This is a genomic window from Aphanizomenon sp. UHCC 0183, assembly GCF_009712065.1.
Lineage (GTDB): Bacteria > Cyanobacteriota > Cyanobacteriia > Cyanobacteriales > Nostocaceae > Dolichospermum > Dolichospermum heterosporum.
Window position 1 is genome coordinate 26,469 of sequence record NZ_VILC01000042.1, and the last position, 11,052, is coordinate 37,520.

Annotated in this window: 14 protein-coding genes; 7 read left to right on the plus strand and 7 right to left on the minus strand. The window is 37.8% G+C overall.

Going from position 1 to position 11,052, the window contains the following annotated elements:
- Positions 1 to 14 precede the first annotated feature (14 nt).
- Both FJR37_RS15445 and FJR37_RS15450 read right to left on the minus strand, forming a co-directional pair.
- Complete coding sequence (locus FJR37_RS15445; RefSeq protein ID WP_168466440.1) at positions 15 to 1,856, minus strand: glycosyltransferase family 39 protein; 1,842 nt, start codon at positions 1,854 to 1,856, stop codon at positions 15 to 17.
- Positions 1,857 to 2,086: 230 nt separating this feature from the next.
- Positions 2,087 to 2,686 (minus strand): hypothetical protein, encoded by a 600-nt coding sequence (locus FJR37_RS15450; RefSeq protein ID WP_168466441.1) that lies wholly within the window; start codon positions 2,684 to 2,686, stop codon positions 2,087 to 2,089.
- 83 nt (positions 2,687 to 2,769) lie between these two features.
- Between FJR37_RS15450 and FJR37_RS15455 the strand changes: the two genes are divergently transcribed.
- Both FJR37_RS15455 and FJR37_RS15460 read left to right on the plus strand, forming a co-directional pair.
- A complete protein-coding gene (locus FJR37_RS15455) occupies positions 2,770 to 3,102 on the plus strand; it encodes a DUF565 domain-containing protein (protein WP_053538895.1) in 333 nt (110 codons plus the stop codon).
- 4 nt (positions 3,103 to 3,106) lie between these two features.
- Positions 3,107 to 4,144 carry a glycerate kinase gene (locus FJR37_RS15460; protein ID WP_039201198.1) on the plus strand — a complete coding sequence of 346 codons (1,038 nt, stop codon included), beginning with the start codon at positions 3,107 to 3,109 and terminating at the stop codon, positions 4,142 to 4,144.
- On the opposite strand, the gene FJR37_RS15465 is transcribed toward FJR37_RS15460, so the two are convergent.
- Genes FJR37_RS15465 through FJR37_RS15475 form a run of 3 tightly spaced genes read right to left on the minus strand, consistent with a single transcriptional unit; the run spans position 4,137 to position 6,105 of the window.
- Positions 4,137 to 4,349, minus strand: coding sequence for a type II toxin-antitoxin system HicA family toxin (locus FJR37_RS15465; RefSeq protein WP_039201196.1), 213 nt, complete (start codon positions 4,347 to 4,349; stop codon positions 4,137 to 4,139). The genes FJR37_RS15460 and FJR37_RS15465 overlap by 8 nt on opposite strands.
- Positions 4,339 to 4,617, minus strand: coding sequence for a type II toxin-antitoxin system HicB family antitoxin (locus tag FJR37_RS15470; protein ID WP_371416128.1), 279 nt, complete (start codon positions 4,615 to 4,617; stop codon positions 4,339 to 4,341). The genes FJR37_RS15465 and FJR37_RS15470 overlap by 11 nt, the downstream gene beginning before the upstream one ends.
- A 30-nt stretch (positions 4,618 to 4,647) precedes the next feature.
- Positions 4,648 to 6,105 (minus strand): YdiU family protein, encoded by a 1,458-nt coding sequence (locus tag FJR37_RS15475; RefSeq protein WP_039201194.1) that lies wholly within the window; start codon positions 6,103 to 6,105, stop codon positions 4,648 to 4,650.
- A gap of 617 nt (positions 6,106 to 6,722) precedes the next feature.
- On the opposite strand from FJR37_RS15475, the gene tumA reads away from it, so the two are divergent.
- Together tumA and tumE are read left to right on the plus strand one after the other, a co-directional pair.
- Positions 6,723 to 6,953: an antitoxin TumA gene (gene tumA, locus FJR37_RS15480; protein ID WP_027401476.1), complete on the plus strand. Its 231-nt coding sequence runs from the start codon at positions 6,723 to 6,725 to the stop codon at positions 6,951 to 6,953.
- A complete protein-coding gene (gene tumE / locus FJR37_RS15485) occupies positions 6,943 to 7,326 on the plus strand; it encodes a toxin TumE (protein WP_168466442.1) in 384 nt (127 codons plus the stop codon). The genes tumA and tumE overlap by 11 nt, the downstream gene beginning before the upstream one ends.
- 76 nt (positions 7,327 to 7,402) lie before the next feature.
- On the opposite strand, the gene FJR37_RS15490 is transcribed toward tumE, so the two are convergent.
- Together FJR37_RS15490 and FJR37_RS15495 are read right to left on the minus strand one after the other, a co-directional pair.
- Positions 7,403 to 8,257, minus strand: a complete 855-nt coding sequence (locus FJR37_RS15490) for a DUF6671 family protein (protein ID WP_168466443.1) — start codon at positions 8,255 to 8,257, stop codon at positions 7,403 to 7,405.
- Positions 8,258 to 8,321: 64 nt separating this feature from the next.
- Positions 8,322 to 8,894 carry a GNAT family N-acetyltransferase gene (locus tag FJR37_RS15495; protein WP_039201192.1) on the minus strand — a complete coding sequence of 191 codons (573 nt, stop codon included), beginning with the start codon at positions 8,892 to 8,894 and terminating at the stop codon, positions 8,322 to 8,324.
- Between the two features lie 78 nt (positions 8,895 to 8,972).
- Between FJR37_RS15495 and bioB the strand changes: the two genes are divergently transcribed.
- The 3 genes from bioB to FJR37_RS15510 all read left to right on the plus strand — a co-directional run bounded on the left by bioB (position 8,973) and on the right by FJR37_RS15510 (position 10,903).
- Entirely contained in the window at positions 8,973 to 9,974 is a 1,002-nt protein-coding gene (gene bioB / locus FJR37_RS15500; protein ID WP_174763434.1) for a biotin synthase BioB, read from the plus strand.
- A 246-nt stretch (positions 9,975 to 10,220) separates the two neighbouring features.
- Entirely contained in the window at positions 10,221 to 10,538 is a 318-nt protein-coding gene (locus FJR37_RS15505) for a hypothetical protein (protein ID WP_168466444.1), read from the plus strand.
- On the plus strand, positions 10,535 to 10,903 hold the full coding sequence (locus FJR37_RS15510) for an aspartyl protease (RefSeq protein WP_168466445.1): 369 nt from the start codon (positions 10,535 to 10,537) through the stop codon (positions 10,901 to 10,903). Before FJR37_RS15505 ends, FJR37_RS15510 begins: the two co-directional genes overlap by 4 nt.
- Positions 10,904 to 11,052: the final 149 nt, after the last annotated feature.

The window sequence follows — 11,052 nt, forward strand, 5'->3', positions numbered from 1 at the left end:
AAAAAAATCATAGTTTAAGACAGGTTGATATTTTCTGGTTTGGCTGTTTTCAAAGGAATGCGAATAAGATGATAAGCACCTTTGGTGGCTAGACTTTTATAGTTATCGGGTGGTAAGTCCATTTCTTGAAATTTTCCCTGTTCAACTAAGAGTAATAATGATGGTGGTTTAGTTGGTTGGGATGCTTGCTTTTGAATATATTCAAGAGCTTGTTGAGCAAATTTGATGTAATTAACATTTTTGTGCGTGTAGAAAGTCACGGTAGGTTTTTTGAATCCAACCATAATTAATTCTTCATTGGGTTGTTTTGATTCAATAATGAGGGCGGATAATTCTCTGAGAGGAAGTTGACGCTGTTGATCCATGATGGAAACAGCAGGTATTAAAACGATGGCAATAAAAGCGATAAATCCTAATAAATTAATCGTGATGATCTGCTGGTAACGGTGAGTTAAGATGAGGATGGCGGTAGTGATTGTAGATAGTAACCAAATTATGCCTCCAAATTTGAGAATTCCTGATCTTTCCATTTGTACATATAATTCAGGAGCAGCGGGATCAGGTCCAGCAATTTGGGTAAGATTGAAAAGTGCGATCGCCAGAATAGTTAAAAATCCTACGTTTATCCAAGCACTGATGCGTAAAAATTTGGGAGGCGTTGGTGTAATAGTAGGTGAACTGGGGAAAAGATCACTCCAAAATAATGCCACAAGAATCGCCGCTGCTGGCATTAAGGGTAATACATAGCTGGGCAGTTTGGTTACGGAAATTGTGAAAAATCCAAACACACCCAGAAACCATATACAGGTAAATAAACCTAGTTGTTGGGAGCGTTCTTGGTTTAACCAATGCGATCGCTGCAAAAGATTGAATCTAACTAGAGCCGCAGGAATGTACACTGAATAAGGTGCAAACCCCAATAAAACGACTAAAAAGTAAAAATACCAAGGGGCTGAATGACCATTAACGACTTCGGTGAAACGGTCTATATTGTGATAGATAAAAAAGGCATTAATAAAATTCCAGCCGTTACGCCAAGTTACTAAAACATACCAAGGAAGTGATAGCAATAAAACGATCCCCATGCCCAAAAACGGCTGCATTTCCCGCCACAGTTCCCGAAATTTCCCGACATATACGGCAAAAGCAATCATAATCAGTCCTGGTAAAACAATACCTACCGGACCCTTAGTTAATATTGCCCCAGCAATTAACACATAACAAGCTAAATACCATTTATTCGGAAGTCGCCAATTAGCAATGACTATTGAGGAATGATTTTGAGCATATCCCAAATAGAAGCATAATAATGTTGAACCGATACAGCCGTTGAGTAACATATCGGAAACGCCGGTTCTCCCCCAAACAATCATTTCTGCGTTGAGTGCCATTAAAGCTGCGGCAATGGCGGCAGTAAAGTAACGTCTGGGTAAGTTGGTAACTTGTGCCAATTCGTCTTTTTTGGCAAAATACCATTGCACAGTATAAAATGCCAAAGCAATTACACCCATTGCTGCCAATGCTGAAGGGATACGAGCAGCCCACTCGTTTACTCCCATAATAGAGTAGGCGATCGCCTGACACCAATAAATCAAAGCAGGTTTATCAAAGCGAGTTTCACCATTAAAAAACGGCGTAATCCAATCACCAGTTAGCAGCATTTGCCGGGAAGCTTCAGCAAACAGCGGCTCAGTTTCATCAATCAAGCCCACATTCCCCAAATTCCAGCCAAAAGCTATCCAACCAATCACCAACAACCACAGAGACGAAACAGCTACAAGCATGACTGGACGCTGTTGTAAATTATTCAACCACTTATCAACCACTTTATCGGTGACACTCAATTTTATACTCATGAATTCATACTTAGAGACACGGTAATCATGTCCTTACCAATACACAACAGTTTACAATTCAAAATGCCTCTTTCGAGGAGCTTTACTATCAAAATTCAAACAACTCCTTCTTACTTCTTCTTCCTCCTGATAGCGCAGCGTGGCGTTAGCCATACTCCTGAATGGGCGCAGGGACTGCGCCCCTACCTCCTGATAGCGTGGCGTTAGCCATACTCCTGACTCCTCCCATATCACCTATTTTCTAACACCAATTGCCATTCTTGAGTTTGCGGATTCCATTGTGGAGAAGAAGTTTCTCCCACAACATAGGGACCCCAGTAGCGTCGAGAACCATCTTGGGCAAAAGCCACCAAAATATCACCTTTCTCTAGCTTTAAATTACCTTGAGGTAAAGATAAAATTAACCCGTTCTCATTTCCTTCTTGGGGAGCAAAATCCCAATGAGCCGGAATACCAGATTTATTTTTATTGGCAGTGGCACTTTTTCGAGATGATTGTCTGGCTAATAATGCTAGACGTACAGGTTGAGTAGTTTTGTTGCTCATGCGAAGTGATCCAGCAGTCTTGGTTTTACTATCCGAATCAAACCGATAGGCTACAACTGTAGAGTGATTTTTCTGTGAACTTGATTCTACTGATTCACTTGGTGTATTATCTAAATTGATTGCATCAGCACTATTGACCGTGTTTGTAACTATAGGTGAATTTTTTTCTGGATTTGTAGACTCCAAGGATATCCTCATATCTAAGCATCCAGTTACGATCCCCATAAATCCTAATACAGAAAAACCGATAATGAAGTTACGATACCGATAGAGGAAGTTTTTCATAATGATATAGATTTAGAAATAAGATTTTTTGTCAGCTAAACCCAAATGATTGGTGATTATTTTTGTTCACTGTTCCCCTCTTCATGCAAAATACTCGTCTGAACAACCTATTAGAAACAATTTATAGAAGCTTGAGTGAATGGTTTCTCAATCCTTGGCGACGGTTATCATTACTACTAATTAGTTTTTTGTTTGGTTTTTTTCTGGGATCAGCAGTATCAACAACCGCTGGACAGAAGGCAGAATTAGACATCGTAGTAGCTGGATTTTTAGTGCTATTAACTGAAATTACCAGTAGGATATTTTACAGTCGCAGTTTTTTTTCTCGCCAAGCATTTTGGGTAGAAACACTCAACTATCTCAAGGTTGGTTTCATCTACAGTCTATTTCTAGAAGCCTTGAAACTGGGTTCGTAATTTTATGAATAGCGAATGGTTGAGTAAGATTTTGACAACGGACACATCTTGGCAAGTATTAGCACAAGCCGCAGCATTGGCAGATCCTTTGCGAGCTAAGGTGTTTAATGTTACTTCTGATCATGTGGCTGAAATTATGGAAAACAGAGGGGATTTACTGAAGTTAGTTTTCCCTGATTTTAGTCAATTTTGTCAAACTAGCCTAAAAACTGATCCTCAAGGAATGTTGCAGGTATTGTGGGATGTGTGGCTACCTTTGGGAATGAAAATTGCAGCACAGCATCAAGAGTCGGGGAAACCTTTTATCCAGGGAATTTTAGGCGCACAAGGCACGGGTAAAACTACAATGTCCCACATACTGGGTTTGATTCTCCAGCATTTGGGATACAGGACGTTAAGTTTTTCTTTGGACGACTTATACAAAACTTATAGCGATCGCTTGGTTTTAATGCAGCAAGATTCCCGGTTAGTTTGGCGTGGTCCGCCCGGAACCCACGATATTCATCTAGGTTTAAGTCTACTCGATCAGATTCACCAAAGCAAGAGTCCTGTTATAGTTCCTAGATTTGATAAATCCGCTCATGGGGGTGCAGGCGATCGCACTACTTCTGAGATTATCACAAATCCTATAGATATTGTTCTGTTTGAAGGCTGGTTTGTAGGCGTAAAACCAATTCCTCCTAAAGTGTTATTAACTCCACCACCACCTATTCTTACAGACGTAGATAAACAATTTGCCTCTGATATGAATCATCAACTGAAAAGTTATTTACCACTATGGGAAAAATTAGATAGTTTAATAGTTCTTTATCCCACAGATTACCGTTATTCTTTAGCATGGCGCAAGCAAGCCGAAAGACAAATGATTGCTGCTGGTAAATCAGGAATGACTGACGCAGAAATAGAAGAATTTGTGAATTATTTTTGGCGTTCTTTACATCCAGAATTATTCATTAATCCTTTAATTCAATCGTTATCTGTTGATTTAGTAATTGAAATTAATGCTGATCATAGTTTTGGGAAAATTAGAAAAGCTATCTGAGATTATTAAATTCATCTTCTGTAATTTCCAATTGGTTAAGAATTTCCTGGAATAGCCAACCGCCGATTTCAGCATTTCCATGAATAGGAATAGTTGTTGCGCGACCATCGGGATGCTTCCAGCGAGCATGACTACCTTTTTGACGAATTTTCTCAAAGCCTAATTTTGTGGCAACTTTTTCTAAAGTTTTGGCTTTAGCTGGCATAAGCAATAGTTACCTCAATATCATTAGGCAAGGATTTACCAGCCTCTAAATATTCTGCTGATATCATTTCAAAAACATGGTTTAACTCTGAACGAGCTTCTTCATGGGTTTTTCCCCACGCATGACATCCTTTAATGGCTGGAACGTAAGCAACAAATGTTCCATTATCATCGGGGCGTAAAATAATTGTATAGTCAATTAGTTTTTTGTTTATCATATTCTTTCCTGTTAAATACTTGTGATTAAAAAGGCAAATTTCCTGACTCATGGGCGAGGAAACCCCGCCCCTACTGACAAACTACTTTCCTGTTTGCAGTGTTTCCACTAAATCATAAAAAGGTTGCCAATTATCATCTTCAGTGATTCTTTCCCAAACAGACTCAATTACAGGTCTTAATAAAGCTGTTTTTGGATTAGATTCAGCTAGAGTTTTACCAATTTTATCCATTTGATCAAGATCAAAATGATTGAGAATTTTATGATAAAGAAAAGACCAATTATCAAAAGTTGCTGATGTTCCTAATGTGGGAATAATTTCTGAACCATCCATCACCAAAGCGGGATCATATCGCCATTTACTAGAAAAGGTAGCCGCTATATCAGCAAAGAATTGATGATAACCAACTTGACTATCATGCAAAAAGGTAATAGTTAACCGCAGAAATTCATCAGCTTCCTCTAATTGTAAATTTTCAAAACCCAATTTTCTCAACATTAAAGCTCGATATTCAGCTTGGTAATATTCAGCAAACTTAGATAAAGCAATACCCAAATCACCTTGATCAATTATCGCCTTTAAAGGTTCTTGCAAAAGTTCTAAATTCAACTTGCAAATCCCTGGTTGTTGACTATAACAATAACGTTTATAATAATCAAAATATGCCGCTGTAAATTGGAGATCGTAAGTAGGAATGAAGGCATAGGGTCCATAGTCAAAACTTTCTCCAGTAATTGACATATTATCAGTATTTAGAACTGCATGACAAAAACCCGCTGCCATCCATTGAGCTACTAATTCAGCGACGCGCCGCACTAATTCAGCATAAAATAAAGCATACTTATCATTTTCAGTCTGTAAATAGGGATAATACTGTTCAATGACATGATCTAACAATTTTTGAGTTAAATCAGGTCTTTTGAAATAGTTTAATCGTTCAAAAGTACCAAAACGGATATGAGATTTACTCATGCGAATCATGACAGAAGAACGAGTTGGAGAAGGTTCATCACCGCGCCACAGTCCTAAACCGGTCTCAATCATACTGAGACAGCGAGAAGTGCGAACACCTAAACGATGAAGTGCTTCAGCGGCAAGAACTTCCCGCACCCCTCCTTTAAGTGTTAACATTCCGTCACCACCGCGAGAGTAGGGGGTTCTTCCCGAACCTTTTGTGCCAAAATCGTATAATTCCCCATCAATACCCCGCACTTGTCCATAGAGAAAGCCTCTACCGTCACCTAATTGGGAGTTATATTGTCCAAATTGATAACCGTGATAACGTAGTGCTAACAGCGGTTCTCTTCCCTCAAATTTACCAAAAGCGTTAATAAAATCTTCGTCTTTAACTACTTGAGGATCAACTCCTAAGCGTGGCAGTAGTGCGTCATTGCGCCAGCGTAACATAAGTTGGGGAAATTCCTCGGCTACAACTTGATCATAGTAATCATCACCTAGAGATTCTAAGGCTGATTCATAGTTGAGGGTAAGTAAAGGATTAGTAGAATGGGTGTGATTGGGAGTTTCATCCAGAGCCATAAAAATTACGCTTAATGTGATATCTCTTTAATAATAGACAAAAAAGCTTACGATCTTTTTATTTATACTGAAAACGGTTAATAGTTTAACCAAATATGAAACCCCTCTCCAAACCTCTCCCCGCAACGGGGAGAGGCTTTGAACTTGTTCTTTGTATGATAAAAAAGTCCAGCTTCTAGCCGTTTTGAGTATAGGGTTTGCTGATAGCGTAGCGTGGCGTAAGCCATAAAATTTGTCTATGAGGGCAGGGAACAGGGAATCTGACTTTTCCTGTTACAGCACTTCCTGATGTTATGAGGTCTAGTTTTTTATCGCCAAACAAGTAGGGGCGCAGGGTCTGCGCCCTCTATTGTATTTCATTAGATCGGGAATTGTTGTAAGTCTCGAAACATCCAAATAATCAGGGTTTTGGAATAAAGCCCTATTCTCAATAAATGATCTTTAATGAGAATAATCAGCGAAAAAATAGGACTTTGGGACATGGGTTATAATGAGCGGTCGCTCAACTGGAAAGATAACGGGAAAAGTCAGAAGCCTATCAACGCTACCTACAATCTATGGGCGTTAAGATTAAAATTACAAGATGATTAAGTTAATCAAATTAAACAGATAAATTAATGCGTAAACAAGTTATCGAATATACATCTCCACTAGATGCGTTGATTGCCCTTACCAAACAGTTAAATGTTTATGAAATCAAGTACCAAATGAGTTCAGAAGATTTTTTTGCCAAATATAGCCAAGGAGAAACTTCTGATGATGAAGTGTTTGTCGAATGGGCAGGAAATTATCAGCATTATCTAGCTTTACACCAAGAAATAACCAGCAAACTCCAAGATGTCGCGTAAACTTATCCAAGCGTATTTAGATGAAACTGAGGAACTTTTACTCAATTGCTCTAATGCATACATTGAGGAATATAGTGCAGTCATTTTAACGACAGAGCGGGCTAATCTCCGCATTAGGATACGTTTTGCAATTAGATATTTACTAGCAGTCAGTGAAGCCTTTGTTGTTGTAGATAATCAGATTAAATATATTGATTACCGCTATCACTTTCAAGATGAGCAAAATAGTCTGATTTTTCGTTATGACAGTACACCACACTTTCCCAACTTGCCTAGTTTCCCCCACCATAAACATTTTTTTGACAATGTAATTGCTTGCGAAAAACCACATATAGCTGATGTTCTACAAGAAGTGATGGATTTTTTAAAGTAGCTTATAAAAATTATTTATCTTCTTGAGAATGATAAATAAAAAATTAGATCCCCGACTTCTTCAAGAAGTCGGGGATCTAAGGATTACAATATTCACATAAACTAGGATCAGCAAATTCTTGATTGTTAGGAAATAATTGTTGTTGGCTAAAATTGCATTTTTGACATTGAAAAATCACTGTTTTAATTAATGAAGTTGGCTGATGACAAAGTTCACAAGGTAGTCCAGGTATTTTTTGATTAATCATAAAACCAGGAGTATTGCATTGGGGACATAAACTATTAATTTCATTAATTAAGTCTTGAGTAGCGAGAGAAATATTTTTCATCCTGGTAGGATTATACATTGATCTCATATCTGTTTCTATATTAAATTTATTATCAGATGTGTTTTTTATGGCAGTTTCTACGGAATTGATTAGGTTTTCTTTGCTGGTAATACCTTTAATAAATTCTGTTGTTCCTGTGGATATATTATCAAATGAAATTACTAACCCATGTTCAGGAAAACCTACTTTCTTTCCAAATTCTTCAGCTTCTTCTAAACTAGATATAATCTGATGATTAAAATTAGTTTCCATAGAAAATACTTCACCAATAATTTCTAAATCATTTTCTTGATCCAGAAAAATAATGATTTCTCGGTTAGCATAAATATAGGGAATTAGGGGATGAGGTGCAAAACTTCCTTCACTAGCGATGGCTATTTTTTCATCATACATTTCCAAGGCTTTTTTAGCTTTTAATCTAGCAGTAACAACCTGTGTATCTGGACGTTTTATTTCTCTAGTAAAAGTCCCAAAAATATCAGTATTTAAGCCTTGAGGAACTATCAAATTAATTCCTAAATGTTCTTTCAATAAAGGAAAAATCACTTTTTCTTTATTGTGCATTGTCGCCAAAATAGCCATGCGATTATTATATATTGACATAATTTATTTCTCCATAATTATCTTCAGATCCCCGACTTCTTGGAGAAGTCGGGGATCTGGTGTATTATAAATGCGATCGCCAGTGGGGATTTGTCAAACTTGTAAAAATATGATCTTCCCATTTACCATTAATCATTAAATAATCTCTAGCATATCCTTCAACTACAAAACCAGCCCTTTTAAGAACATTACCACTGCGGCGATTATGGGGCATATAATTAGCCATAATGCGGTGCAGATTTAATTCTTGGAAAACATACTTAGTGGAAATAGACAAGGCTTCTGTCATGTAACCATAACCTTGTGCTGATTCTGCTAAACTGTATCCTAATTGACAAAATTGAGCAGCACTATAGACAAAGCTGCTAAAATTAGCTGTTCCCATAACTTTTCTAGGCTGGTGTTTCCGATAAATAAATAGTTTTAATGAATAGTTGTTCACAAATTCCCAGAAACTCGTTTCTACTTGATACTCCCAATAATCGTCAGTAAAAAAATTTTCATCCCATTTAGGATAAAATGGCGTAAGATATTCTTTATTCTCCGTAAAATATTTGAGTATGTAAGGAATATCCTCCATCACTGCCATTCTTAATATTAGGCGATCGCTTGTCAGAATTGGTGGCTCTGATGTCATATCCTCAAATTTAAATATTTTGTATCAGCTATACTAATTTGAACATTAAACCAAAAGACTGCAAAAAGGATAATTACGGTGGGAATACGCTACAATTGGCAACCAACAGAGATATTGACAATATATAATACACCATTTCTAGAGCTAATTTATCAAGCTGCTACAGTGCATCGTCAATATCACAAACCTGAACAAATACAAGTTTGTAAACTTATCTCCATTAAAACTGGTGCTTGTCCAGAAGATTGCGGTTACTGCGCTCAATCTTCTCGCTACAAAACCGAGGTAAAACCCGAAGCACTGTTAGAAAAAGAAACGGTGATAAATATTGCCAAAACAGCTAAAGAAAGCGGTGTAAGTCGCGTTTGTATGGGTGCTGCTTGGCGAGAAGTTCGGGATAATTCCCAATTTGAAGAAGTCCTGGATATGGTCAAGGATGTAACTGGGATGGGTTTAGAGGTATGCTGTACCTTGGGAATGTTGACAGAAAATCAAGCCAAGCGGTTAGAGGATGCGGGATTATATGCTTATAACCATAATCTTGACACCTCAGAGGAATACTACAGCACTGTAATTACAACTCGAACTTATAGCGATCGCCTGAATACAATTGCCAATGTTCGCCAAACTAATGTTACCGTATGTTCGGGCGGTATTCTCGGTTTAGGGGAAAATGTGAGCGATCGAGTCGGAATGTTACATACTCTCTCAAATTTACAACCTCACCCCGAATCTGTACCCATCAATATTCTTTCCCAAGTTACCGGTACACCTTTGGAAAATCAACCCGATGTCCTCATTTGGGATGTAGTGCGGATGATTGCGACTGCTAGAATTATTATGCCTAAATCTGACGTGAGACTAAGCGCAGGTAGGGCGAGACTTTCTCAAATAGAACAAGCTTTATGCTTCATGGCTGGTGCAAATTCCATCTTCTCCAGCGATGATAATAAAATGTTGACGGTGACAACTCCCTGTCCTGATTATGACGCAGACAAAGAAATGTTGAACTTGCTAGGTTTGGAAATGCGTCCCCCATTTCAAAAGCAGGAAAAAACACCTAATGCAGTGATGATATAACAATTGAAAATTACCTCTCCCTGACTGGGCTATCGTGTACACACAAGTTAAATTACCCCCCTTAATCCCCCCTTATAAAGGGGGGAAACCGGAAAAATTAGTTCCCTCCCCTTTGCAAGGGGAGGGTTAGGGTGGGGTAATTTGAGGAATAATGGTGTTCGATAACTTGTGTGTACACGGTAGCCCTGAATGGGAGAGGACTCGAATATGCTAGAATTCAGGATGAACTTTAAGCAGGTGATGAAGATGACACAATCCACACCCCAAAGAGTTGTCCGTCGTGGTCGAGTATTTCCCGAAATTCAGTGGACTGATGAACAAAAAGCTCAGGAAAAAGCTAGAAGACAGGCTTTTTCTGATCGTTGTTGGGTAATTTTTGAGCGTTTAAAACCAGAAATATTAGATAAATATTCTGGTTGGTATATTGCTATTGAACCTGATAGTGGTCATTATTTTATTGATCAAGATAAGGAAGTAGCCAGTAAAATGGCCAGAGAAAAGTATCCTCATGTCATTCATCATATTTATGGCATTAATGAAACGGGAGTTAGTGGCAGAATATGATTGAGGGCAGATTTGGAGAAAATGGACAAATTTATTTGGAAATTGATTTAATTGGTGGGGATAATTTCAGTTTTCCTGTAGAAACAATGTTAGACACAGGATTTACTGAGTTTTTGGCTATGAATAAACAAGATATAGAAAGTCTTGATTGGCTTTTTTTAGGTCAAGATAAATTAAAAACTGCTCAAGGAGAAACTGATTTTGATGTTTATCATGGTAGGGTGATTATAGATAATCAAGAGTGGGAAATTCCTGTATTTGCTGGAGATGAAATACAGGAAATTTTACTGGGTTCTCGATGGTTGAAGTTGTTTGTTTTAGTTGCTAACTATGGTGAGGATAGGGTAAGTTTAGAGTTAATTTAATTGTTTTTTTTATTAAAAATAAAGTGGGTTGCGGGTTGTATCTAGAACGAAATAGCCCTGGCTGGTAATTGACAGAACATTTGGTCTTTATTCCAAATTTTAGGGCTAGGATGCCTAAAAAGACAATATAATTAGATTTAGGGACTTCC

Bases quoted from the DNA above. Each gene is read 5' to 3' on its own strand.
- FJR37_RS15470 (WP_371416128.1), bottom strand. From the start codon at position 4,617: ATGAGTCAGGAAATTTGCCTTTTTAATCACAAGTATTTAACAGGAAAG.
- FJR37_RS15475 (WP_039201194.1), bottom strand. From the start codon at position 6,105: ATGGCTCTGGATGAAACTCCCAATCACACCCATTCTACTAATCCTTTA.
- FJR37_RS15465 (WP_039201196.1), bottom strand. From the start codon at position 4,349: ATGCCAGCTAAAGCCAAAACTTTAGAAAAAGTTGCCACAAAATTAGGC.
- tumA (WP_027401476.1), top strand. From the start codon at position 6,723: ATGCGTAAACAAGTTATCGAATATACATCTCCACTAGATGCGTTGATT.
- FJR37_RS15450 (WP_168466441.1), bottom strand. From the start codon at position 2,686: ATGAAAAACTTCCTCTATCGGTATCGTAACTTCATTATCGGTTTTTCT.
- FJR37_RS15510 (WP_168466445.1), top strand. From the start codon at position 10,535: ATGATTGAGGGCAGATTTGGAGAAAATGGACAAATTTATTTGGAAATT.
- tumE (WP_168466442.1), top strand. From the start codon at position 6,943: ATGTCGCGTAAACTTATCCAAGCGTATTTAGATGAAACTGAGGAACTT.
- FJR37_RS15495 (WP_039201192.1), bottom strand. From the start codon at position 8,894: ATGACATCAGAGCCACCAATTCTGACAAGCGATCGCCTAATATTAAGA.
- FJR37_RS15445 (WP_168466440.1), bottom strand. From the start codon at position 1,856: ATGAGTATAAAATTGAGTGTCACCGATAAAGTGGTTGATAAGTGGTTG.
- FJR37_RS15505 (WP_168466444.1), top strand. From the start codon at position 10,221: ATGACACAATCCACACCCCAAAGAGTTGTCCGTCGTGGTCGAGTATTT.
- FJR37_RS15460 (WP_039201198.1), top strand. From the start codon at position 3,107: ATGAATAGCGAATGGTTGAGTAAGATTTTGACAACGGACACATCTTGG.
- FJR37_RS15490 (WP_168466443.1), bottom strand. From the start codon at position 8,257: ATGTCAATATATAATAATCGCATGGCTATTTTGGCGACAATGCACAAT.
- FJR37_RS15455 (WP_053538895.1), top strand. From the start codon at position 2,770: ATGCAAAATACTCGTCTGAACAACCTATTAGAAACAATTTATAGAAGC.